Source organism: Arthrobacter sp. P1_C12_2 (assembly GCF_056406415.1).
The window spans coordinates 20,928-44,660 of record NZ_JBFUAF010000010.1; the positions used below are offsets into that span (position 1 = coordinate 20,928).

A 23,733-nucleotide genomic window follows, 5' to 3' on the forward strand; every position below is an offset into this window, starting at 1 on the left:
ATAAGCGTCCCACAGGGCGGGATGATCAGCACATGCCTGCGACACGTCCGCCCAACTACCGGGCCCGCGTCGAGGCCCTGATCACATCCTTGACCCCCGCCAAGTAACCGCCACCGAAGGAGCCCGACCGTGAGCGCCGCAACCGCGACAACAGAGAAGCTGATAATCATCGGGTCCGGCCCCGCGGGCTACACCGCGGCGATCTATGCAGCCCGTGCCGGGCTCGAGCCGCTCGTCATCGCCGGTTCTGTCACCGCCGGCGGCGCCCTCATGAATACCACCGAGGTGGAAAACTTTCCCGGCTTCCCCGGCGGCATCCAGGGCCCCGAGCTGATGGACGGCCTGCAGCAGCAGGCCGAAAAGTTTGGCGCGCAGGTGGTGTTCGACGACGTCACCGAGGTGCGGCTCTCCGGGCACCTGAAGCGTGTGGTCACCGGGGCCGGCGAAACCCATGAGGCCCCCGCTGTCATCCTCGCCACGGGCTCGGCGTACAAGGAACTGGGCCTGCCGGAGGAGAAGCAGTTCAGCGGGCACGGACTGTCCTGGTGCGCCACCTGCGACGGCTTCTTCTTCCGCGACCAGGACATCATCGTGGTCGGCGGCGGCGACTCGGCGATGGAGGAGGCTACGTTCCTGACCCGCTTCGGCAAATCAGTGACCGTGGTGGTCCGCAAGGGCGAACTACGCGCCTCCCGGATCATGGCCCAGCGGGCAAAGGACAACCCCAAGATCCGTTTCGCCTGGAACTCCGCGGTCACCGCGATCCACGGCAACGGCAAGGTCACCGGCGTCACCTTGACCGACACCCGCACAGGCGAATCCCGGCAGCAGGCCGCCACGGGCATCTTCGTGGCGATCGGGCATGTGCCCCGGACCGAGCTCCTGGCCGGCCAGATAGACCTCGATGCCGACGGCTACATCCAGGTGGACTCTCCCACCACGGTCACCAACCTGACCGGGGTCTTCGCCTGCGGAGACGCCGTGGACCACCGCTACCGCCAGGCCATCACCGCCGCCGGCACCGGCTGCGCCGCGGCCCTGGACGCCGAACGCTTCCTTTCCGCACTCGACGACGCCGACAGCATCGCCACCGCGCTGGTGGAAGAACCCACGCACTCCTAGGCCACTCCTAAACACCGGCGCTCCCAAACCAGGCACCGCCCGGGCCGGCGGCACTTACGGTTCGGTGGCCGCGCTGTCTGCTGCGGAAACTGGCCGGTCCGCAGGCTCAGCCGGCGCTGACAGGGGCCGGACCGACAGGTTCGCCTCCAGCTGGTCGGCATCGACGGCTGCGAGATTGCGGATCAGGATGATGAGCCAGGCGAAGATCAGCGACGCGGCGATGAGCTCCACCGCGGTCAGGTTGTAGTAGCCCACCGGGAACCACATCACCGCGGCGACGACGATGACTGCCAGGAAGAGCCACCCCAGCGCAGCGAAGGTCGCTGAGATGGAGGGCACCAGCGTGCGGATGCGGACAATGAGCGACGCGAAGACCACCGCCATGCCGGAAGCGACCAGGGTGTGGAGCCCGAAGCGCTCATCGACGGGGAACAATCCCACGCAGGCCAGTAAGACGCCGATGAGGGCGATCCCGCCCTCGAGCAGTCTCACCCTATGCAGCGCGGACGGGGACTTCGCGGTCGCCGCGAGAGTCGCCGTCGCATATCCCGCCAGCGTGGAGACTACGACGCCGGCGACGATAAGGGTGAAGTTGAACGCCACGCCGGAGACGCCGGAGCTCATGCCGAGGGCGCTGAGGTTCTCCTGCCACCACAGCGGGTTCTCTGCGGTGAGCATGCTCGTGAGGAGGCCGGTGACGAGGAAGCCGGCGAGGAGGGCGGCGAGCCGGTAGGCGGTCATGCTGAGCGCGGAGAGGTAGGCGCTGTAGGCGCTGATGGCTCCCGTGGTGCCGACAAGGACAGCGGCCGCGAAGGGGTAGACCACAGCGCCGATGAACGCCTGCTGGAAAAGCGAAAAGAGCGCCAGCCAGCCGAGCAGGAAGATGCATGCGTGCGCCAGCGCGAGCGCGGCGATGTCGATGGACGTGCGGATCCGGCCTCCCCCGCGGGCCTCCGGTGGCACAGCCGGACGGCGTTGCAGGCAACCTGCCACCACCGCCCCGGCGCCCACCACTGCCGTGCCGATCGCCGCAATGTCACCGACCGAACCCCGTCCGGACAACGGCACCGGTTCCCGCCCGATCAGCAGAAGCGCGATGCCGCCCAGGACGAGAAAGGCGGCGCTGCCTATGAAGAGCGCCCGCGCCTCTGACGTGACGGCTGCTGGCTTGTTCTGGTCTACCATCACTCACTTCGATTCGCTGACGTTGTCGGTCGTGCAGTTTCGCCGTCAGCGGCAGCCCGTTCTGCTCCAGCGAATGGATCTGGGCCTGATCCGCTGCCGGAATCGACGCATCCCGGGCGCTCGCACACCGGCGGTAATCCAACGCTATGGCGGCGGCGGTCCCGGGCCGTCACCCAGAACGGATGAACCCGCGCCGCTGGCCCCTAGTTAAGGGGACCGCCTGTATTAGTCCGCCTTTGTTGGACCGCCGCACGGCCGGCGGCTGGGTCACCGACCCGCATGCGGAACGATCAGCACGGGCCTGGCCTGCAGACGGGTCAGGGAAACACCGACCGACCCCTCCAGGAGCCGGCCCACCCGGGCAATCCGCCCGGGCCGCTGCCCGCCGACTATCAGCGCAGCCGCGTCCGCGCTTTGCGCCAGCCGGCCCAGGGCGTGGGCCACTTCCCCGTTCAGTACCCGGAAGGACCATGCCCCGCCGGGAGGGCCCAGAATGCCCTCAAGGCCGCTCAGCAGCTGCGACGTTGGGTATTCGGCTTCGACATTCGGGGCAGGATCCAGGGAGGTGCCATCCAGGACTCCGGCGGGCTCCCACTCCGTGAGATAGCTCGCCGGGTCCACGAACGCGCAAATCAAGTGCGCCCCCATGATCGCGGCCAGCCCGGCCGCGGCCCGTACCAGCCGCTCCTCGAATTCCCACGGCACACCGAGAACCAGCGGGCCGTCCGACCACTCGCCGGCCCCGGCCTGCTCAAAATCACCGGGAGTTTCCATGGGTCCTGTCAGTCGAGGCTCGCACCCGCCGGGCGTCTATCCCCCGAGGGCGTAGTGGGAATCCACGCCTTCATTATGCCTACTCCGGTCTCCCGGTACAGTGCGTATTAGCTCGCGGCGACGGACGCCAGAGCCTGCAACAGCGGCGTCGTCGGCCGTCCGATCAGCCGGGACAGCTCGCCCGTGACGGTGGCCAGCAGACCGGCCTCGGTGTCCGTGTCCAGGGCGGCGAGGAATCCCGCGGTGCCCTCGTCGAGGCCGGCAGTCGTCAGGACCTCAACCAGCTCCGGTGCCGAGACGGGCCGGTAGACAACTTCCCTGCCCGTGATCTGGGTGATCGCCGTCGCCAGTTCCTTGAAGTCCCAGGCGTAGTCGCCGGAGAGTTCGTAGGTGCGGCCCTCGTGCCCGGCGGAGCTGAGCACCGCCGCGGCCGCGGCCGCGTAGTCGGCCCGCGTGGCGCTGGCCACCCGGCCCTCACCTGCAGCGGCCACGACGGCGCCCGTCTGCTTGGCCGTGGCCACGGTCTGGGCGTAGTTTTCGGTGTACCAGCCGTTGCGCAGGAAGGTGAAGTCGAGCCCGGACGCGCGGATGAGCTCCTCTGTTGCCTTGTGCTCGGGCGCCAGGATCAGCTCGGTGGTGTCGGCGGCCAGGACGGACGTGTAGGCGATGAACCCGACGCCTGCGGCTTTGGCCGCGTTGACCACGTTGGCGTGCTGCGCCACACGGGAGCCCACCTCACTGCCGGAGACCAGCAGGAGCCTGTCAACGCCCGTGAGGGCAGCCGCGAGCGCCTCGGCATCGGAATAGTCCGCGACGCGCACCTGGACGCCACGGGCAACCAAGTCCCCGGCTTTTGCGGCGTCGCGCACGATGGCCACGAGCGAACCCGGTTCCTGCCTGGTGAGCAGTTCGTCGAGGACCAGCCGGCCCAGCTGTCCTGTGGCACCCGTTACTGCAATCGTCATGTTGCGCTCCTCGTCAGTGGTGAAGTCCACGTCCTGTTTTGGTTCGCCGGCGATCCGGCGCTGGCGGGCATAACCGGACCTCGGTCCGGTTCATTCCCCGTGTTACGTTGTGCGGCCGCTACGTCAGGGTCCACGAACGCTTGGACAGCCCGAACCAGAACCCGTCGATTGCGGTCTTGGCCTGGATGTCTCCGGAGCCGTATGCCGCCCCGAGGGCAACATAGAGCGGAGCCCAGTGTTCGCTGCGGGGGTGCGCTTCCCGGGCCGCGGGTGCCTTATTCAGGAAGTCGAGGATGGAGTCGACGTCGCCGCGCGCCATGGCCTCCTCTGCCCAATGGTCGAATTCACTGGAGGCTGCGGGAGGGGCGGTGTCCGGTCCCCCGGCGGGATTGAACCAGCGCAGGTTGTGCGTCGTGAATCCCGATCCGACAATCAGTGTGCCCCGCTCGCGCAGGGGCCCCAGCGACATGCCGAGGTTGAACAACCCCTGCGGATCAAGCGTCGGCATGGACATCTGCACGACCGGCACGTCCGCGTCGGGGTACATCTCCTTCAGCGGAACGTAGGCGCCGTGGTCCAGCCCCCGGCTTTCATCCCGCTCCACGTGGTGGCCGTGGCCGGCGACGAGCTTCTCCACTTCGGCAGCGAGCTCAGGCGCCTGCGGGGCGTCGTAGGCCACCTCGTAGTACTTCTGCGGGAAGCCGCCGAAGTCGTAGACCAGGCCGGGATCCCGCCGGGTGGCGCTGAGCGTCACGGGGGCGTTCTCCCAGTGGGCCGAGACCATGAGAATGTCCCTGGGTTTGCCGAAGGTGCCGGACCAGTCATTGAGTTCGCGGGTCCACGTGGCGTCGTCGGCCAGCGGCGGCGCGCCGTGGCTGAGGAAGAGAACCGGGGGGCGGTCAGTGGTCTGAGTCATGGAACCATCATAATCGCATTTGATTGAAGCTTCAAGTTTCCCCTCGTGCCATCATGATGGCGTGACTATCCCGCCAGATGACCGCTGCTCAACCCAGGAAAGGATCCCGTAACCATGACCCGATTCGTGATTGGCCCGGACGTGGCCCTTCATCTCGCCCGCGAAAGGTCGGCGGTCTCAGCTGATCACCAACTCGTGGCGCCGACACTCCTTCGCTCGCAGGTACTCTCACTCCTCTACCAGTCCGTCCGGCGGGGCGACGTTACGCAGGGAGATGCGGATCGTCAGCTCGACTACGTCCGCGGCCTTCGCATCCGGCTCCTCGGCGACCGCGTCCTGCAAAGCACCGCGTGGAGGCTCGCCGAGCAACTCGGCTGGGATGACACCCTCGACGCCGAATACGTGGCCCTGGCCCGGCTTCAGGCAGACGCCTTTGTGACCCTCGACGCCGGGCTCTCCCGGGCAGTGCGGGGTCTCGTGACACTCGCGGCACCCCAGGCGCTGCTCACGCCCGCATAGTGTGGCAGCCGCGCCTACCGCCCGACAGTGCGCTCGAGCACCTGGCCAAGAATCCGCGCACCTTCCCGGAAAGCACCCGGGTTGGGTCCGGCGAAGTTGAGTCGAATGAACGGTCCGGCCGGTTCGGCCGGGAACCACTCGGTACCGGCGGCGATGATGACCCCCGCGGCCTCGCAGTCCCCAACGAGCTGATCGACGTCGGTCCCGTCAGGAAGGCGGGCCCACAGGTTGAGCCCGCCCCTGGGCACGTGCTCAACGTGGGCCAGCGGGGCATGCTCCCGCAGGCTGCTGACCAGTAGATCACGGCGGGACTGGAGCTGCAGCCGCAGCCCGCGCAGGTGCGTCTGCCATCCCGGCTGCGTCACGACGTCGAGGGCGGCCGCCTGGAGAACGCCGCTGACATACATCGATTCCGCTCCCCGGTCAGCCAGGATGCGATCACGCGCCGGGCCGCGGGCGATCACCGCGGCAATGCGTATGGCCGGGGAGACGCTCTTGGTCAGCGAGCGGAGATAGACGACATGGCCGGAATCGTCGAGGCTGGCAACGGGCACGGAATCGGTGGTGATGCCGAAATCATGTGCCCAGTCATCCTCCACCAGGAACGCGCCGTATTCGCGCACGACGTCGAGCACCTCCTCGCGCAGGCGGGCAGGCCATTGCGCACCTGTGGGATTCGCATAGTTCGGCTGCGCGTAGAACATCCGCGCGCCGGTCTCGTCAAAGGCGCGGGCCAGGTCCTCGGGGTCCGGGCCCTCGGGACCGCTGGGTACAGGAACAACCCGGACACCGGACTGCGCCGCGGCCCGGATCGCCCCCCAGTAGGTCGGGGATTCCACCAGCAGCGGCTGCCCACTGCCGACCAGCGCCCGGAACACGGAGCTGAGCCCGCTCTGGCTCCCGGGGAGCACGATCACGTCGCGCGGTGTGGGCGGGGCGACCCCGGCCGGGGTAGAGGCCCGGAGTTCGTGCGCGAACCAGGACTGCAGGTCGGGCAGGCCCGCGGCGGGCTGACGCGACAAGGCCGCCTCGCCCCGGGCTGCCCGGGTCAGGGCCGCTCGCACCAACCGCTCGGGCAGGAGTTCCCGGTCCGGATAGCCTGAATGGAATGCGATGACGTCGTTCGGTGCGCTGCGCATCGCGGTGGAGACGGGGCGCAGCGGCGCCCGCGGCGATCCCAGCGCCGTCGTCTGCCAGCCGTAGTCCGCAGGTCGGGCTGTCCGGACTGCCCGCACGAACGTCCCGACTCCGGGGCGGCTCTCGATCAGGCCCTGCGCGGCGAGGGTTCGCAGGACTTTTTGTACGGTCACGGGGCTGGCCTGGTACTCGGAAACCAAGGACCGTGTGGAAGGCAGCCGGGCGCCCGGCGCGGCGGCGGCAATCCACTCCCGGAGCCGCGCCGCCATCGGTGAGGTGCTATCGTAGGACATGAAAGACAATAGTAGCGCTACTCAGCAAATCACTCAACCGTTATCGTCCCGGCCGGCGACCGGACTGCGGTGGGGATTGGTTGGCGTCGCCGCCTTCTCCTTCACGCTGCCTTTCACCCGGGTGGCGGTTGCTGGGTTGTCGCCGCTATTCACCGGATCGGGCCGGGCTGTTGTTGCGACTGTTCTCGCCGCGTTCGCCCTCGCTTTGACCCGGCAGCGCCTGCCCCGGGGCGTGCAGTGGGCGCGCCTTGCGGTGGTGGCCAGCGGGGTGGTGGTCGGATTCCCGCTGCTGACCTCCTTCGCCCTCACCTCCGTTCCCGCCAGCCACGGAGCGGTGGTTATCGCGCTACTCCCCGCGGCGACCGCAACGATGGCGGTGATCCGCGGCCACGAACGGCCGCCTAAGGCATTCTGGGTGATCACCAGCGCCGGCGCGATTGCGGCAATTGGTTTCGCCTCTGCGCAGTCCGGCGGCATCGGACAACTGCAACTGGCCGACCTGCTGCTGTTCGGCGCCGTCGTGTCGGCGGCGATCGGCTACGCCGAAGGCGGCCTGCTGGCCCGCGAACTCGGCTCCTGGCAGACCGTCTCCTGGGCCCTCGTTCTCGCCTCTCCCCTCATGGCGGGCATAGCGGCGTTCTCCATGGCCAGCCAACCCCCCTCCGCTACTCCCGCACAGTGGACGGCCTTCGCCTATCTGGGCGTCGTGAGCATGTTCTTCGGCTTCTTCGCCTGGTACCGCGGCCTGGCCATCGGCCCCATGGCGCAGGTCAGCCAGATCCAACTCGTTCAGCCGGTCTTGAGCATCTGCTGGGCCGGGCTCATACTGGGCGAAGACTTGACCTGGGCAACCATCATCGGCGGCGCCGCGGTCATTCTTTGCGCAGGCCTGGCCGTCCGCTCCCGGCCGGCGGCGAGGGCGGCGGCGGGAATCAAAGCGGAAGCTAGGGGCAGTGAGGGACACAGTGAAGGCCAACGTGAAAGTGAACCAGCCCGGCTGACCTGATCCCCCCTCCCCCTGACCCTGCCGGCCCCCAGGCGCCCGGCCCGAGACCAATCCGCGATCCGAAATGGAAGTTCCCGTGTATATCCCCGCACATTTCGCAGTCAGCCCTGATTCTGTCCGGCATCTGCTCACGCGCCCGTCCGCGGCCAACCTGGTCACCGCGACCGCGAAGGGCATGCTTGCCACGCTGCTGCCCTTCGTCTTCGACCCCTCGGCCGGTGAGCATGGCGCGCTGCACGGGCACCTGGCCCGAAACAACCCCCAATGGTCTGAAGCCGCCCTCGGTGAATCACTCGCCATCATCCAGGGCGCCGACGCCTACATCTCGCCGTCGTGGTACGCGTCCAAGGCGGAGCACGGACGCGTAGTTCCGACCTGGAATTACTCCACGGCCCACGTCTACGGCACCCTGGTCATCCACGACGATCCGGCCTGGCTCGCCAACCACGTGAGGCGACTGAGCAACCACAATGAGGCCGGCTCCGAGCGGCCCTGGACCGTCGACGATGCCCCTGAGCGCTACATTGCCGGCCAGCTGCGCGCGATCGTCGGCGTCGAGCTTCTCATCACCCGGATTGAGGCGAAGCACAAACTCAGCCAGAACCGGTCCGACGCCGATGTTGACGGCGTGGTGGCCGGGCTGCGGGCCCGTGGGGATCTCGAAAGCGCCGACGACGTCGAGACGGCACGCGCTCAGGCACGGGCACAGGCACAGGCACCATGCCAGCGCTCCGGCCTGGACCCCGCCTGACCCAGCCAGCACCCGGCCAGGACCCCGCCTGACCCGGCCTGGACTGGGAAGCACCTGGCCAGACCTGGGCAAACCATTCCGGCCTTGTGCATCCAGGCTCATTGGTCCTTACTGGTGGGAGGAGCGCAGGCCAACGCCCTCCAGGGCCGCCCATCGTGAAGTACCGGTCCCCCGTTCAAGGGCCTGAGCGGCAGTCGCTCCGGCTCTCGGATTCAGGAGGATGGACATGTTCGCTCGCGTCAGCACGTATCAGCCCGGCCCGGACAGCTCCGGGGCACCGTCAGAGGACACCGTCAACCGGGTGCTCCAGCTGCCCGGATGCCTGGGCATCTATTACCTGCTGGGGAAGGACAGCAAGTCACTGTCAATCACGCTGTGGGCGGACGAGCAAGCCCTCGCCGGCAGCCAGGAGGCCGCAGCCAGGATCCGCACCGAGACCAGCGCCGAGCAGCACATGCAGATCCTGGGCGTCGAGGAATTCGAAGTGCTGACCAGGCAGCTCAAGGATTGAGGGCCAAGGCCTAGTCTTTGCCAGGTGCCAGGGACGATCGGCGGAAGTCGGTGTGCCACACGTCAATGTCGTGACCGTGTGAGTCCGTGAGGACGTAGTCGGGCCAGCGATCAAACGCGGAACAGGGATGGGATATCCCGAAATCCACCGTGTCGGTGACAGCCAGCCCGGTCACCCCGGTGAGCACCGCGTGATGGTCGAAAAGATTGCGCACCACTGCTGTCGCGCCAGGCTTCGTGGCTCCCTCCGCCGTCCGGACCGAGAGGACGTTGGGCAGTCCGGCGTCGTAGGGAAGGTCCCGTTTGCCGGCACYGACGACGGCCATCCCGTCTTCGGGGGTGGACAGGACCACCGCGCGAACGGACAGCGCCGGAATGAGTCCCGGAACGGGGCTGACGGCGGCATAGGTGCCGTGGTCGTGGGTCACGTAGCAACCTGATCGGAGAAGCGTTCGTGTTCCGGGCACCTGGCCGTGGTCGGGAAGGAACTCAACGACGCGGTCCGGGAACGCGGACCCGCCCATGGAGTAGACGGGAGTGGCGGTCTCAAAGAACTTCGCCGCTGCCAGGTAGACGTCCCGCACCAGCCGGCAGTGCCGGTCAACGGCTGCGACTGTGTCCTCAGCCCTGCTGTTCGGCACAACGCCTTCGTACCCGGCGACCCCCGCCAGCCTCAGTCCCGGCGTGGCACGGACCAGTTCGGCCAGGCGCAGCCCCTCGGACAGGCTGCGAATACCGGTGCGCCCGCCGGGGGTTCCGACGTCGATCAGCACCTCAAGGTCGACCGCCCCGCCGTCGAAGACCTCTGCCGCCGCCTTGACCCCCGCTGCCGAATCGACGAAGCAGCGGATTTCACGGGCGGGATCTTCCTCCAGCCATGCACGGACACGCGTTAGTCCGAACCTGTCGACGATCTCGTTGGCCACGAGAACGTCCTGATGTCCCCAGTGCAGTGCCGAGGCGACCTGATCCACGGTGGCGACCGTTACGCCAACCGCGCCGGCAGCCAGCTGCCGCTCGATGATCTGTGCCGACATCGTTGTCTTGACATGCGGGGCGAGTTCCACGCCCCGCTCCAGGCACCACGCCGCCATKACGCTGATGTTGTGGTCGAGGGCAGCGCTGTTGAGCCGCAGCTGCGGATACGCCGGACCCGTGAGGGACTTTGCCGGGAAGTCTGGATCGGCTCCGCCCGAACTTCCGATCAGCCTGCTCACACGCATCCCCTGTTCTACGGCCCCAAAAAGCTGCTTCAACTCCCCCCAAATCTACTTGAGTGTCATGCCTCTGGCGGAATTGGCCAGCGGTATGACGGCGGCGACAGGAAATGCTTCGGGGAGCATGCGGGGGCGAGCCCTGCGAACATGCGCTTTTGTAGTTGCCGGAGAAGAAGAGGCGGTGTAACACTCGGGCCATGAGCCCGCGGACAGACGGGGGCCCACACACATTCCGGGGAGGACACCGCACCAGTTACATGAACTCCGCATCCTCAGACCTAATCAACTTCACCGAGCACGGATCTGGCAGTCCCCTGCTGCTCGTGCACGGGTTGATGGTCACCGGCGAGATGTTCGACCCGGTGGTCGGGCATCTCTCCGCCCGGCATCGCCTGATCATTCCGGATCTGCGCGGCCACGGGCGAAGCCGGGGACTTCCGCCGCCCTACACGGCCACGCTCCTGGCTGCTGATCTGGCGCGCTTGCTCGATTATCTCGCCATCGACTCCGCGGCCGTGCTTGGCTACTCGCATGGTGGTGCCATCGCCCAACAACTGGTCCTGGACTATCCCGGGCGATGCGACCGGCTCGTGCTCGTCTGCACCTACGCTTTCAACATGGCCACGTGGCGCGAGTGGGTTGAAGGCCACGTCCTGCCGCCTGCGCTCCAGGTCCTCGGGATGCGGCGGCTGGCAAAGCTGGTGGTCGCACAGGCCGCTCCTCAACTGGGCGACGAACGTACTGCCTGGCTCACCGGGCTCATGGCGGGCCAGGACGCCAGGGTGATGGCCGCCGCTTGGACGGCTGCGATGGCGTTCGACAGCAGGCGCCGGCTGGCCGAAATCGACTGCCCTACGCTCATCGTCGCGGCTGCCAACGACCACGCGGTACCGTTCCATCACGCGAAAATGCTCCACAGCGGTATCCCCGGGTCGCGCCTTGTCATGATTGACGCTGCTGACCACGCGCTCATCTGGACCCATCCGGACGAGCTTGCGCGGGTGACCGAAGAATTCCTGGGCGGCTGAGCAATTGGCGGCCGTGGTCCTTAGATCGTTTCCTCCCTGACGTGCCAGGGAGAGCCATAACCGTCCGGCTCGGGGGCTGACATCAAATCCAAGAATGGTTATTTGCAGAATTATCCATCTGGCCTACCGCTCTCGGTGAGGTAGAAGTTGGACTCCGCAAGGGGTGGCTTTGATCCGGGCTGCATGGCCCGCTACGGCTTCTCTTCCTTCGCGGGCTCGGTGAAGAGGTCTCCCTGCGCGGCGCCGGAACCCGACTTGCCGCCGCCCGGTCCGCGCAGGAGGAACGCGATACCGACGGCGGCCGCCGCGCCGAGCAGCGGCCCGGCGACATACACCCAGTAGTCGCTGAAATTTCCACCGGCGAGATCCGGCCCGAACGTTCGTGCCGGATTCATCGAAGTGCCGGAGATGGGGCTGCCCCACAGGCCTGCCAGCGCAATGTACGCGCCTACCCCAAACGCCCCAAACAGCCCGACGTTCTGGGCGCCGGAGGCGGTTCCCAGAATGACGCTGACCAGTACCATCGTCAGCAGTGCCTCCATCAAGAACGCGGCGCCGGACGTATACCCCGATGCCGGATAGTTTGAACCGTAGGTGGCCGAGACACCGATCACGCCCTGCAGCAGCAGGCAGGCCAGCGTCGCTCCGAGGAGCTGAACAACGATGTAGCCCGGCACCCGGCGCCACGGGAAGTCACCACGGAGCGCGAACGCTATGCTGACCGCCGGGTTCAGATGGGCGCCCGAAATCTTGCCCATGAACAAAATGACGCCCATCACCATCAGGCCCGGGGCCACCACAGCCGCCGTGCGGCTGATGACACCGGGGAACGCCTGGCTCATCATGCCGCCCCCGGCCGCGACGAYCACGAGCAGAAAAGTGCCGTACAACTCCGAGAACAGGCGCCGCCATTCCTGGCGCGGATCATTAAAATCCTCAATTCGCTGCAGGACGCTTTGCTCCACTGTTCCCACCTTGTTGGGGATGAAGTGGTGATGCGCGTGGTCCTGGCGAGCGCCGTCTTTGCCCTGATCTTCCGCCATGGCTTGTCGCCTCCGCCGGTGCTGGAAACGTGCCTTGCCGATCTGTTTGCCTAGAGCGGGCCGGCACCTGAGACCCCCAATGTACCGCTGCCGGAGACGGTTGTCAGCGCTGTGCGGGTGGCTCGCTACTAGTTGGTGGCTGGCTTGTTCCTTACGCCTCGTGGGGCTGTTCAGTGCTGATCTACATTTGCGGTGGCAATTTCGTAAGGACATCCGCGGTGCAAAGTCCTAGCATTCAGCCATGAGGCAAGAAACCTGGCAAAAGCATTCCGAGTGGCCCCTCGTCGGTGCGGCCTTTATTTTTCTGGCGGCCTACTCCGTTCTGGTCATTGTCGAACCGCCGGACCCCTATGCCGGCGCTCTGATATTTGTCATTGGGTCGACGTGGCTTGCCTTCGGCGTGGACTACATCGTGAAGTTGCTTCTGGCGCCCCAGCGGGGCCGATGGTTCGTCCGTCACCCCCTGGACCTGCTCATGGTGGTGCTTCCAGTGGTGCGGCCATTGCGGCTCCTGCGTCCGTTCAAGCTGCGCCAAGTCATGGACCGGGCCCCGGGCACTGCCATCCGGACCCGCGTCATGGCCTACGTCCTTGTCTCCGCCATCCTGCTGGTCTACACCGTCGCCCTCAGCGTCCTCAGTTTCGAAAGGGGCGCTCCGAACGCGAATATCACCACGATGGGCGACTCCTTGTGGTGGGCGGTTGTCACCATTACAACGATCGGTTACGGCGACTATTACCCCGTAACCGTTCCGGGCCGGTGGGCTGCGGCCGCGTTGATGGTCGGCGGGTTTGCCGCCTTGGGGATGGTCACTGCGTCGCTGTCTTCCTGGCTTGTTGAAAGCGTGGCCGCCGCAACCCATAAACGAACGAAAGCGGACGAACTCATCGGCAGCGAGGAGCTTGACCGACTCACTGCCCAGATCGAGAGGCTCCAGGAGCAGCTGGCCCGGGGCCCGGGCGACTCCGGCAGCAGCCCGGCCGAAGGACAGGCCCGTAAGGAACCACGTTAAGGGCCACCAATGCTGTCATTTCCGTGACGCCATGGCCGCAACCGGCCTGAGCGGGTACAACTAATTCATGACCACCTCCCCCTTGGTGCTTGGCCCTATGGTGCGGTACGTAGATGAGACGTCAGCGAGTGTCTGGGTGGAGACTCAAGCTGCTGCCCGGGTTTCCATCCGTGCCGGCAGTAGGGACTGGGCCGCGCGTACGTTCGCAGTTCATGGTCACCACTACGCCCTGGTGGAATTGGACGGACTGGAGCCCGGCACCGTCACGCCCTATTTCCTTGATGTCAATGGAACACAGGCCTGGCCCGATCCCTCGTCCGGCTTCCCGCCGTCCATGATCGCCACACTGGCCACCGGCAAGCCGCTGCGGATGGCCTACGGCTCCTGCAGGACCAGCGTGCCGCACGATGCGTCCGGCAACCGGACCCACGGCGTCGACTCACTGCGCGCCTACGCACTGAGGATGGCCGCCGGCGGTGACCTGCCGTGGCCGGATCTGCTGGCGTTCCTCGGAGACCAGGTGTACGCCGATTTGACCAGCGAGCAGATGCAGGAGTTCATCCGCGCCCGACGCGACATCAAGGCACCCCCCGGCGAAGAGCTCAAGGACTACGAGGAGTACGCCCATCTTTACTATCTGGCCTGGTCAGACCCAGCGAACAGGTGGCTGCTGTCCACCCTTCCCAGCGCCATGATCTTCGATGACCACGACATTCGCGACGACTGGAATACCTCACTGAGCTGGAAGAAGAAAATGGAAGCCACCTCATGGTGGCACGATCGGATTGTCGCCGGACTGGCCTCGTACTGGGTCTACCAGCATCTGGGGAACCTGTCGTCGCAGGAACGGGCGGAGGATGCTGTTTGGCAGCGGATCGTCCGGCACACAGGCCAGGATGAGATCGACGTGGGCGCGGAGCTGGACAGCTTCGCGGACCGGGCTGATCGGGACCCGAAATCCTACCGGTGGAGCTACTGCCGCGATTTCGGGGACACCCGGCTGATCGTGGTCGATTCCCGCGCAGCCCGGGATCTGACGCCGGACGACCGGGCACTGGTTGACGCGCCGGAAATGGCCTGGGTCGATAGCCGGATGCGTGGCGGCTTCCGCCACGTGCTCGTGGCGACGTCGCTGCCTTTCCTGTTGCCGATGGGCCTGCACTACGTCGAATCGTGGAATGAGGCGGTCTCTCAAGGTGCGTGGGGAAAACGTGCCGCCCGGGCCGGCGAGAAGCTGCGGCAGGCGCTGGACCTTGAGCACTGGGGCGCATTCCAAAACAGCTTTCGGGAAATGGCGGCCATGGCGAGCGAGGTCGCCGACGGCAAACGCGGCCCGGCACCGGAAACCATCACCTTCCTCTCCGGGGACGTCCACTACTCCTACGTTGCGGAGGTGGATCGTGCCTCGGGCAGCCGGATCCTGCAGGCGGTCTGCTCCCCCATCCGCAACCCGCTGCCCCGATTGATGAGGTCCTTCGCGGCCATCATGTCCTACGGCCTGGCCACGCCGGTAGGCGCACTGGTTGCACGCTCGGCCAAGGTCCCGGACCCGCCGTTCCACTGGTCCGGCGTCCGGGGGCCGTGGTTCCAAAACAACCTGGCCTACCTGGAGGTGGTGCCGGAAGGGCTGAAATTATCGTGGCAGACCGGTGTGGTGGATGACGGCGACCACCTGCATCCCGGGCTGGAACGTGTCGCTACCGTCACGGTGTCTCCGCGGAGCGCCCGGGACTCCGTCCAGGGGCAGCAGGGGCAGCAACGAAACGCATGACTGCAGCGCATCAGTTACGGCAGCGGACGTCACCCCCGGCGTTCGGGACGCGCCTACTTTTGGCCGCTCAGCAGGGTGCCCTGGACCGCCGTCAACGGCACCGCTCCGAAGTCCCTGGAGTCAATTGACACGCCGCGGTTGTCCCCCAGGACGAAGACGCTGCCGGCGGGAACCGTCTCGGGCCCGAAGTAGGTGCCGTCTATCCGGCTGTGATCGATGAATGGCTCGACGACGGCAACTTCATCGACGTACAGTTCCGAGTCCCGGATGGCTACAGTTTGGCCCGCTCCCGCAATCACGCGCTTGATCGCCGTCCGGCCATCGACCGGGCTGGTAAAAGCGACGACGACGCCATTGCCGATCCAGCCCGCTGCTGCTGCCGGTTTGTACAGGAACACGACGGAGCCCGCGGGAATCGTGGGGGCCATGCTGTCCGAGGAGACTGTCACAGGTTCCACCAGCCAGGTGCGGACAGCAAGAACAGCAAGAACAGCACCGACAGAGATCAAGGCCCTCACCACGAACCTGGACCGCGGGCGGCGGCGCCGCGCTCGGCGCCCACGGCCGGTCGGTTCCACCGCGTTCAATCCCGCTCTTCGTCCCAGGCAGCCTTGGCCGCTGTCATGGGGTCGTCCGCGTCCCAGTCGCTTTCCGTCAGGCCCACCCGGAACTGGGCCATCATGTCGTGGTCCTCATGCGGCAGGTTGTGGCAATGCATCATGTAGAGGCCCCGATTCGGCGTGAACTTCATCAGGAGCCGGACGGTCTCGCCCTCGCCGACATACACGACGTCCTTGGGGCCGCGCTCGTGGGCCAGGGGCGGCGCCCCGTTGCGGCTGAGGATCTGGAAGTCCACGAGGTGGATGTGGAAGGGATGGAACCAGCCGCCGGACTTATTCTCGATTTCCCAGATTTCCACGGAGTTGAGGCCGGGATCGGCGATGACCTTCTTGTATCCGCTGGCGATGACGTCCTGCCAGCTGTCGTCATTGATGGTCCACATGTTGGTGGAGTCATTTCGTTGTACCCGGAACTTGCGCGTCTTCACGGATTGCCCTGGCCTCAGCGACATGGCCTCGCTGCTGGCGAGCGTGGTCGGGATCCGGTTCCAGGTGGGGTCCGAGGTGTCCACCGGCTCGTCCGTGACGTCGAAGGCCATGATCTTGTTGGTGAAGTCGTAGTCCACGTTGTTCCTATTCGACAGGTTGCGCAGTTCAATCCGTTGCCCGGTTTTGTACTTCCGGAAGTCGACGAGGATCTCGTACCGCTCCGCTCCGCCATGGCGCCAGCTGCCCACGGGCTGCGCCACAGGGATCATGCCGCCGTCGGTACCCACCACCACGACCGGATCACCGGTGCTGAGCGTGGGCCGCAATGAGCGGGAGATGGAACTGTTCAGGACCCGGAAACGGTAGACACGTTTCTGCACCTTCATGACCGGCCAGGGCCTGCCGTTGACCAGGATCACGTCCCCCCACAGGCCAGAGTGGCTGTTGTCGTCAAAGCCCAGGGATCCGTCCGCGGCGAACATGGCATCGCTGACCGTCAGCGCGACGTCGAATTTGCCCTGCGGGAGGAGCTGCCGTTCCACGGGATCGTGCAAGTGGTACTGCGCGGCGAGCCCTGAATAGGCGTTCAGGGCCGTGAAGTGGACGCCGTGGTCGTGGTACCAGAGCGTGCGGGCCGGCTGGAAGTTGGGGTAGTGGTAGTCCTTGTAGAAACCCGGATGGGTGATGTCGCTGGCGTACCCGTCGAATTGCGGCTTCGAAGCCGAACCGTGCAGGTGCGTGGACGTGGACAGCGCATGCCCGTCGAGCGCGTGCTCGGCCGGCAGCTGGTTCCGAATCCTCAGTACGGCTTTTGTGCCCTGATCCAGGCTGATCGTTGGTCCGGGGAACACGCCGTTGTACCCCAGGATGGGAGTGCTCAGCCGGGGCAGAATGTTGGCCATGGCTGCCTTCTGGGTCAGCCTGTAGTAATTGATGGGCAGACCGTCCGCAGGGTCGGTACCTGTGGCGTAGGGCTGAAGAACCGGGGCCTGGACAAAAGACGCCCGGAATGGGGTCGGCATGTCGGACGAACTTATTCGGCTGGCCGACTTGGCTTCGACCGAACCCGTTGGCACCAAGGCGCCACCGGCTCCGAGGACACCCAGACCCCCGATCAACAAAACTTGACGACGTGAAATGGACATAGCCGGTCTCCTTTGTGTTCGGATACCCGACTTTGCAGGACTCTGCTTGGAGATAACCTGAGACCGATTCCGCGACCTTGGAAGAATCCTGACAGCGCGGGCGCGGGTCAGCGGGCCGCCGCAAGCCGCGACCCCAACCGCGCTGTCACGGTGGTGCCTGTGCCCCGGACGCTGAGAATTTCCAATGCTCCGCCCGCTTCACGGATGGTGTCCTGGAGTATCCGCAGGCCAAAATGGCCGTCGGCGGCCCCAGCTGACTTGTCGAAGCCCTTGCCGTTGTCCGAAATACTTATTTCCGAGCCGTGTTGGTCGGTCCGCAGCGAGAGCACCACGGTGGTTGCGCCCGAGTGCTTAGCGCTGTTGGAGAGTGCTTCCCGGGCCACGCGGAACAACAGCGCGGACGAACCACGGCCAAGCGGGACGTCGTCCGGGACCAGCAGATGAACGGTGAGGCCGCGTTCCTGATGCGGTTCCGCGAGTCGTTCCAGAGACGTCCTGAGCCCCAGTTGTTCGAGGTCCGGCGGATACAGCTCCTGCGTCATGGCCCGCAGGGCGCGGACGCTCTGTTGCAGTATTGTCCGGGCTCCGCCAAGGAACGGCCGCTGTTCGAGTGGACCGTGGAGCTCCTCGGATTCGAGGGCATAGCCCAGCCCGGAGAGGTCCTGGATCACTTCATCGTGCAGGTCCCGGGCAATCCGGCGGCGCTCCAGGTCGGAGGCCTCAACAGCGCGCTTAAGCAGCCGGTTCCGGGAGACCTGGTGGTCCTGGATCCCGCGGGCCAGCCGGACGGCCGGGGGCAGCTGGGCAAGCTGCAGTGCCGCCAGGGCGAGCAGAAGAGGCGGGATCATGCTGTACAGGACTGCCTGTTGCTCGTCCCGCACCGGGTCATCGTCGTAGTAGGCCTCAAAGATCAGTGGTGTGCCGTCGGTGGCCGAGGAGCTGACGTAGACCTCCACGAGTTCTCCCGAGGCCAGCTCGTACTCATTCTCCAGTTCCTGCTGGCTTTCCAGGGAAGCCGTCCCCGGCCCGCCGGCCAAAAGGGTCCGGCCCCAGTCAGGCAGGTCGAAGCGTTGGCCCACGAGCGAGCGAATGTCCGAATACACGACTCGGCCGCTGCTGTCCCACACTTTGATTCGCAGCACCGAGGCGTCGCTGCGCCATGGCTGCAAGGCCTTGTCCAGTGCGTCCAGCGCTGACGTGTCCCCGGCAAGCAGAGCCTGGTTCACGAGCGGTTTGACGGCAAAGTCCGCCACGCGCTGGGTGAGGAGAAGGGCATTGTCCAGGGCGTGCCGCTCCGCCTCCGCCCGGATCCAAAACGCGACGGGAGTTGCCACAATCAGCAACGCAAGAAATCCCATCAGCAGGAATTTCGCCACTGCGGCCCGGACTTGGAAGCGTTCAGCCGTGCCCGGGAAGTCCTCCGGCTTGGCGCCGTCCTCAGCTTCAGCAGGCCTGGACATCGGACTTCACGCGCAGGATGCCCCGGACTTCGGCCTCGGCCATGGCTTCACTTTGAGAGTGCGAGCCCAGTTTGGAAAAGATGGTCTTGACGTAGCCGCGGCAGGTATGGACGGAGATGCCCAGCCTGTTGGCGACCACCCGCACCTCATGCCCCTCGGACATCAAACGCAGAACGTCCAGCTCTCGGGGGCTTAGGGGTGGCCCAGGGGGGAAAGCGGCGGCAGTTGAGGCCGGGGCTCCGATCTGCGCCACCAACGAGGGATGCACCACCATGTTTCCTGCCCGGGCGTGCCGGAGAGTGTCGAGCATCGTGGCCAACGAGCCGTCCTTGGGAAGGAACCCGCATATTCCTATGCCCGCCGCCTGCCGCAGGACTTCCTGGGACGGATCGCCTGTCAGCATGATGATGCGGGTATCCGGGCTGTGTTCGAGAATGCTGGCCGCGGCCGATAGCCCGTCGCCGTCCGGCAAGTGATAGTCCATGACAACGACGTCGGGTTCAATTTCACGACACATCTGCACGCCGCTCGCCACGGACGCCGCCGTTCCGACGCTGCGAAGGTCCGGCTCCCGGTCCAGCGCGCCTGTCAGCAGTTCGGCGAAAGTCCTGTGGTCATCGATGGTCAGGATCCGCAGGGTGGCCCCGCCGGCGGGGGTGCCGGCGGCGTGTGCCTGGCCCGCCGGGTCCGCGGGAGCCGGTGCTGCCGCACCGCCGGTCAGCCGCAGGAGGCGGGCGTGTGCGGCACGCAGGGTATCGCCCGGGGTGCATCCCATTTCCTTGTGCAGGGTGCGTCTGCATTGCTCAAATGCCCTCAGCGCCTCGAGCGGCTGCCCTGATTCCTCCAGCCCCAAGACGAGGTACTGCCAGGCCCTCTCGTTGAGGAGATCGCCCTCCAGCGCCTCCCTCGCCCAGTGGACCGCGCGCTCGGGCTGATGGAGCGACAGCGCCATTTCGGCGGCCTGCGCCCGGGCCCTGCAGACCCGGTGCTCATGGTTATCCCGTTCCTCCTCAGCCCAGGGTGCCGTCAGCTCATCCCCCAGCAGGGGCGCGGATGCCATGCCCAGGGCTTCCTGCAGGAGCTCCAGGGCGTCGCCGGTCCCGCACCTCGAGGCCCGGCGCAATAAGTCATTAAAACGGCTGACGTCCAGGTCTACGAGGGCAGGATCCATGAAATATCCGCCTGTGACGGTCCGCAGCGGACCGGACTTGCCCTGGCCGGGCTGCAAATGGCGCCGAAGGACGCTGACGTAGCTTTCCAGCGTCGGCAGCGCCTCTGCCGGTGGCCGCCCGGACCACAGCACGTCGATGAGGCGGTCCTTTGATATGGGGGTGCCGAGATTGAGCAAGAGTATTTCAAGGACTTGCCGGGGTTTAGGGCCGCCAAGCTCGCCTGCTTCGAGGACGTCGCCGCCGCGCCGGATTCGCAGTGGACCGAGAATTCGGACATCGAGGACGCCCTGCGACCGCGAGTCCCCCTCCGTGGTTGATGGACCGGCACTCACTTGGGTCGGGGTGGGGAGCATGGCAGACCTGCAATTCGGACGGTAATGGTGCACCCCAAGTTTTTTCCATTGAGCCAGCCACGGCACGAGTATCGGCTACTCGTTTTCCTGGCGGTACAGCTGATCTGAGACGGGTACTCAGCCGCGTTCCCGGTGGTGCGCCGCCCCTAATGACAGCCCGGGCCCGCCCGGCAGCTCCAGCGCCAGATCGACGGCCCGGTCCGGAAGCTCGAACACAAGCGTGGCGTTGAGGCTTTGCCCCTGGGGGACGTCTGCGGGACCGGGAGAAAACCAGAGCGCTTTCCACGTCCCTGTTCCGAGACCTGACACGGAGTAGTCAGCGGGATCGTAGGCGAGGCCGCCTGCTTCCAGGGCCGTCAGCTCCACGAGCAGGCGTACCCGGTGCAGCCCCTCGGCAGGTGGATCGGCGAGCGCGGCAGAGGCGGCCGCCGGCAGCTCCCCGCCGCTCTCGACCGGCACGACGCCGTTAATGCGCGCCAGTCCCCCGGTGATGCCGGCCGAGGCGCCCAGCGGGGCGGGCGGTTTTCGCGGTGCAGCGGAGACGACGCCGGCAACAAGAGCCGCTACAAGGACGAGCAGGATTACCGGAACGAGGATTTTCGCGCGCTTCAGCGTGGCTAACTTTGACATGTGGGCCAGCTTCCCCGGAGCGCCCTAGGGAAACCCTTGGAACCAGCGGCGTCTGGGCACCGGCCCGCGGCAGCAGGTTCCCGTCATCACAGGATTGTTACAAGTCCCAGTCCATACCGTGACGCTCACACAGTGCGCCGGCCGGCGCACCCCTGTTCCTCCCGCCACGGCGGTGGGGCGAGAAAAGCACAGGATGGATGTCGTGATGAAACGAATACTTGCGTTCCTTATGGCGATTTTTGCGGTCGTCTCGTTGGCTGGCCTGGCCTCGGCCGCCGTCGGCCCTCCCGGAGTCAACGGGCCAGGGCTCGCGGAGGCCGGCCCCGTCGACGCGACGGACGGTTACCCGGTCTGGTATCGCGACCGTACCGGGCTCAGGCTGGAGAAGTGCATAGCGCAGGCCGATCCGCTGTGCCCGGCCCGCGGGCCGCTGCCCGATGAAGCCGCGCCGGTTTCGTTCCCGGACAACTACCCGGACGAGGGTTTCTATTCTCTGACCACCGGCACGATGGACACAGCGGGTGGTGGCAAAGCGCTCGCCGTGATCGCCCTGGAACAGGCGTTCGGCAGCGGACCGGTTGCCGACGGCGACCAGGTCACCTTCGCCCGGCTTCGGCTGAAAATCACCAATGTCAGGGACGGCGTCGATTACAAGTTCACCACCCCCGCGGGCACCAAAACCGTCCGGACATCGAAGCCGGGCATCGTCTTCGACACCGAGGACATCGGCATCGGCGGAAAGGGAGACTTCTCGGGCGCCCTGGGTGGACGGATCGGACCGTTCCTGACCTGGGATACCTACCCCACCGATCCGGCCCTGAAGCCCGACGCCAACGGCAAGAACACGTACGTCGGCGATGGCACCACCCCCCACAAGATCACCGGCAGCCCGTACGGGACCAATGTCTTCCGCATCGAGGGCCCGGGCATCAATCCGGGAACCACGGATGCATGCCCTTCCGTTTCCGGACCGGTGGCGGACTGCTTAGAAACCGACCTCTTCACGGTGCAGGGAAAACTCGCGACCAACAGCGGTGTGGCCCCGGAGCGGGCGACATATTCCAGGTCATCGCTCACTTCAGGGACCGTGGACGTCTTTGCATCGAGCGAATCCGGACCGCAATCAATTCAGCTCTCGGACTCGTCCGCCGGCAGCGCAGTCTTCAGTCCGACGGCGCTGGAGGGATCCGGCGGCAAGTACTTCGCCAGGATCGCGTTTGACGGACCCCAGCCGCCGGCTTCGGTCACTGTCACGAACTCGGGAGACGTTCCGGCGTCGGTGAAGAAGATCGACGTCGTTGACAGGGTCAGCGGTAAGGCCACCTTCAACACCGACAGCGGGGTGCTGACCATCGAAGCCGTGTCCAGCGATACGGCGGGTGGGCGGACCCTGACCGCCGTCGGGTTCGGCGAGCTCCCATCGGGTTCCCTGGCCTCGGGCCCTCTCGCAGCACCTCCTGTTTCTGTCACCGTTCGATCGGACGCCAACGGCGAAGTGGTGTTGCCTGTCGAGGTGACCGGCAGCGCCCGCGCGCCGATTCCAGTGGCGGCCCAGGCCGGCGCCGACCAAACGGTCCACGAAGGTCAGAAGGTAGACCTGGACGGGTCCGCCTCCAGCGGTCCGGTGTCCACCTACTCGTGGACCAGCCCGTCCGGAATTGTCCTGAGCGATCCCAACGCGATCCGGCCCAGCTTTACCGCCCCCTCGCCGGGAGACTACGTCTTTTCCCTCACGGTCAACGGGCCGGGCGGGCCGAGCACGGCAACTGTCACCGTGACGGTCACGGCATCCGTCCCGGCGGCGGCAAACGCCGGACCCAACCAGCAAGGCGTGCAACGCGGAGCCAAGGTCACCCTGGACGGCAGCGGTTCCACCGGCGCGGCTACGTATTCCTGGACGCAGCTTGTGGGCCCGGGTGATGCCAGCGTCACCCTCACCGGCGCCAATTCCGCCCGCCCCTCCTTTACGTTCCCGCTGTACAAGTACCCAGCGGGTTCGGGCGCGCTGACCTTCAAACTGACGGTTGGAAGCCCTGACGGGTCCTCAAGCGATGCCCAGGTGACGGTCACCCCGCGCGCCGACGCTGTGGTGGTTACCTCCGCCCGCTACACGGCCAGCAAGCGGGAATGGCGGGTGGACGGCACCAGCTCCATTCCGGCCGGTCAGTCGGTGACGATACACCTCGGCGGCTTGGACGGAACGGTCCTGGGCACGGCCATAGTGGACGCCACGGGAGCGTTTGCCCTGCGAGGTACATCGACTGTTGCAGGCCGGGCCGGTCAGAGTGTGAGCGTTGAGTCTCCGCTGGGCGGCACCGCAACCGGCTTTGCAATCCGTGTCCAGTAACCATCCTGCCGCCGGATCCCGGGAGGCGGCCGCCAGTCCGGCCGCCTCCCGGGACCTGGCCCAACAGACGCCGTCCACCGCCAGCGCGCTGTCCACCGGATCCGCGCCTGATGAGTGTGCCGGCACGTCCTTGCGGCTGCAGGTACTCGAAATCATTGACAGCCTTCTCAACAGCGACGGGCCGGAACTGGAAGAGCACCGGGTGCGTCTGCGGGGTCACGTCAACGAGCATCCCTGGGATCCGGAAACCGCGCTGTTGCAGTACCTCCGGAACCGCGAACAGCCACTTGGCACTCCACCGGGGCTGCCGGGGGCGGGCAAGTGATGG

At 66.3% G+C, this 23,733-nt stretch carries 22 protein-coding genes; 10 read left to right on the forward strand and 12 right to left on the reverse strand.

Annotation, left to right across the window (positions count from 1 at the left end; translation table 11 throughout):
- Positions 1-129 precede the first annotated feature (129 nt).
- Positions 130-1,122: a thioredoxin-disulfide reductase gene (gene trxB, locus AC1DZQ_RS12205; protein WP_476963767.1), complete on the forward strand. Its 993-nt coding sequence runs from the start codon at positions 130-132 to the stop codon at positions 1,120-1,122.
- Positions 1,123-1,176: 54 nt separating this feature from the next.
- Here trxB and AC1DZQ_RS12210 read toward each other — a convergent pair whose 3' ends face one another.
- The 4 genes from AC1DZQ_RS12210 to AC1DZQ_RS12225 all read right to left on the reverse strand — a co-directional run bounded on the left by AC1DZQ_RS12210 (position 1,177) and on the right by AC1DZQ_RS12225 (position 4,962).
- Positions 1,177-2,307 carry a hypothetical protein gene (locus AC1DZQ_RS12210; protein ID WP_476963768.1) on the reverse strand — a complete coding sequence of 377 codons (1,131 nt, stop codon included), beginning with the start codon at positions 2,305-2,307 and terminating at the stop codon, positions 1,177-1,179.
- 267 nt (positions 2,308-2,574) lie between these two features.
- On the reverse strand, positions 2,575-3,081 hold the full coding sequence (locus tag AC1DZQ_RS12215; protein WP_476963769.1) for a universal stress protein: 507 nt from the start codon (positions 3,079-3,081) through the stop codon (positions 2,575-2,577).
- 107 nt (positions 3,082-3,188) lie between these two features.
- On the reverse strand, positions 3,189-4,046 hold the full coding sequence (locus tag AC1DZQ_RS12220) for an SDR family oxidoreductase (protein ID WP_476963770.1): 858 nt from the start codon (positions 4,044-4,046) through the stop codon (positions 3,189-3,191).
- Between the two features lie 118 nt (positions 4,047-4,164).
- Positions 4,165-4,962, reverse strand: coding sequence for a dioxygenase family protein (locus AC1DZQ_RS12225; protein WP_476963771.1), 798 nt, complete (start codon positions 4,960-4,962; stop codon positions 4,165-4,167).
- A gap of 114 nt (positions 4,963-5,076) precedes the next feature.
- Between AC1DZQ_RS12225 and AC1DZQ_RS12230 the strand changes: the two genes are divergently transcribed.
- The gene (locus tag AC1DZQ_RS12230) at positions 5,077-5,481 is read left to right on the forward strand and encodes a type II toxin-antitoxin system VapC family toxin (RefSeq protein ID WP_476963772.1); all 405 of its coding nucleotides are present in this window, start codon (positions 5,077-5,079) and stop codon (positions 5,479-5,481) included.
- Positions 5,482-5,495: 14 nt separating this feature from the next.
- Here AC1DZQ_RS12230 and AC1DZQ_RS12235 read toward each other — a convergent pair whose 3' ends face one another.
- Positions 5,496-6,911 (reverse strand): aminotransferase-like domain-containing protein, encoded by a 1,416-nt coding sequence (locus AC1DZQ_RS12235; RefSeq protein WP_476963773.1) that lies wholly within the window; start codon positions 6,909-6,911, stop codon positions 5,496-5,498.
- Between AC1DZQ_RS12235 and AC1DZQ_RS12240 the strand changes: the two genes are divergently transcribed.
- From AC1DZQ_RS12240 to AC1DZQ_RS12250, 3 genes are all read left to right on the forward strand, one after another.
- Positions 6,910-7,917: a DMT family transporter gene (locus AC1DZQ_RS12240; RefSeq protein ID WP_476963774.1), complete on the forward strand. Its 1,008-nt coding sequence runs from the start codon at positions 6,910-6,912 to the stop codon at positions 7,915-7,917. The genes AC1DZQ_RS12235 and AC1DZQ_RS12240 overlap by 2 nt on opposite strands.
- 76 nt (positions 7,918-7,993) lie before the next feature.
- The gene (locus AC1DZQ_RS12245; RefSeq protein ID WP_476963775.1) at positions 7,994-8,668 is read left to right on the forward strand and encodes an FMN-binding negative transcriptional regulator; all 675 of its coding nucleotides are present in this window, start codon (positions 7,994-7,996) and stop codon (positions 8,666-8,668) included.
- A 226-nt stretch (positions 8,669-8,894) separates the two neighbouring features.
- Positions 8,895-9,179, forward strand: a complete 285-nt coding sequence (locus AC1DZQ_RS12250) for a hypothetical protein (RefSeq protein WP_476963776.1) — start codon at positions 8,895-8,897, stop codon at positions 9,177-9,179.
- A 10-nt stretch (positions 9,180-9,189) separates the two neighbouring features.
- On the opposite strand, the gene AC1DZQ_RS12255 is transcribed toward AC1DZQ_RS12250, so the two are convergent.
- Entirely contained in the window at positions 9,190-10,395 is a 1,206-nt protein-coding gene (locus AC1DZQ_RS12255) for an alanine racemase (RefSeq protein ID WP_476963777.1), read from the reverse strand.
- A gap of 257 nt (positions 10,396-10,652) precedes the next feature.
- Between AC1DZQ_RS12255 and AC1DZQ_RS12260 the strand changes: the two genes are divergently transcribed.
- Positions 10,653-11,423 (forward strand): alpha/beta fold hydrolase, encoded by a 771-nt coding sequence (locus AC1DZQ_RS12260; RefSeq protein WP_476963778.1) that lies wholly within the window; start codon positions 10,653-10,655, stop codon positions 11,421-11,423.
- Between the two features lie 191 nt (positions 11,424-11,614).
- Here the strand turns inward: AC1DZQ_RS12260 and AC1DZQ_RS12265 are convergent, their stop codons facing one another.
- Entirely contained in the window at positions 11,615-12,466 is an 852-nt protein-coding gene (locus tag AC1DZQ_RS12265) for an MIP/aquaporin family protein (RefSeq protein WP_476963779.1), read from the reverse strand.
- Positions 12,467-12,707: 241 nt separating this feature from the next.
- Here AC1DZQ_RS12265 and AC1DZQ_RS12270 point away from each other — a divergent pair, with 241 nt between their 5' ends.
- Together AC1DZQ_RS12270 and AC1DZQ_RS12275 are read left to right on the forward strand one after the other, a co-directional pair.
- Positions 12,708-13,478 (forward strand): potassium channel family protein, encoded by a 771-nt coding sequence (locus AC1DZQ_RS12270; RefSeq protein ID WP_476963780.1) that lies wholly within the window; start codon positions 12,708-12,710, stop codon positions 13,476-13,478.
- Positions 13,479-13,545: 67 nt separating this feature from the next.
- Positions 13,546-15,249 carry an alkaline phosphatase D family protein gene (locus tag AC1DZQ_RS12275; protein ID WP_476963781.1) on the forward strand — a complete coding sequence of 568 codons (1,704 nt, stop codon included), beginning with the start codon at positions 13,546-13,548 and terminating at the stop codon, positions 15,247-15,249.
- 53 nt (positions 15,250-15,302) lie between these two features.
- Here the strand turns inward: AC1DZQ_RS12275 and lepB are convergent, their stop codons facing one another.
- The 5 genes from lepB to AC1DZQ_RS12300 form a co-directional block, all read right to left on the reverse strand.
- Positions 15,303-15,758 (reverse strand): signal peptidase I, encoded by a 456-nt coding sequence (gene lepB / locus AC1DZQ_RS12280; protein WP_476963782.1) that lies wholly within the window; start codon positions 15,756-15,758, stop codon positions 15,303-15,305.
- A 74-nt stretch (positions 15,759-15,832) separates the two neighbouring features.
- Positions 15,833-17,320 carry a multicopper oxidase family protein gene (locus AC1DZQ_RS12285; protein ID WP_476963783.1) on the reverse strand — a complete coding sequence of 496 codons (1,488 nt, stop codon included), beginning with the start codon at positions 17,318-17,320 and terminating at the stop codon, positions 15,833-15,835.
- 230 nt (positions 17,321-17,550) lie between these two features.
- A complete protein-coding gene (locus tag AC1DZQ_RS12290; RefSeq protein ID WP_476963784.1) occupies positions 17,551-18,903 on the reverse strand; it encodes a sensor histidine kinase in 1,353 nt (450 codons plus the stop codon).
- The gene (locus AC1DZQ_RS12295; RefSeq protein WP_476963785.1) at positions 18,887-20,428 is read right to left on the reverse strand and encodes a response regulator; all 1,542 of its coding nucleotides are present in this window, start codon (positions 20,426-20,428) and stop codon (positions 18,887-18,889) included. Before AC1DZQ_RS12295 ends, AC1DZQ_RS12290 begins: the two co-directional genes overlap by 17 nt.
- A 117-nt stretch (positions 20,429-20,545) precedes the next feature.
- Positions 20,546-21,058, reverse strand: a complete 513-nt coding sequence (locus AC1DZQ_RS12300; protein WP_476963786.1) for a hypothetical protein — start codon at positions 21,056-21,058, stop codon at positions 20,546-20,548.
- 205 nt (positions 21,059-21,263) lie between these two features.
- Here AC1DZQ_RS12300 and AC1DZQ_RS12305 point away from each other — a divergent pair, with 205 nt between their 5' ends.
- Together AC1DZQ_RS12305 and AC1DZQ_RS12310 are read left to right on the forward strand one after the other, a co-directional pair.
- Entirely contained in the window at positions 21,264-23,405 is a 2,142-nt protein-coding gene (locus AC1DZQ_RS12305) for a PKD domain-containing protein (protein ID WP_476963787.1), read from the forward strand.
- Positions 23,395-23,730, forward strand: a complete 336-nt coding sequence (locus tag AC1DZQ_RS12310) for a hypothetical protein (RefSeq protein ID WP_476963788.1) — start codon at positions 23,395-23,397, stop codon at positions 23,728-23,730. The genes AC1DZQ_RS12305 and AC1DZQ_RS12310 overlap by 11 nt, the downstream gene beginning before the upstream one ends.
- Positions 23,731-23,733: the final 3 nt, after the last annotated feature.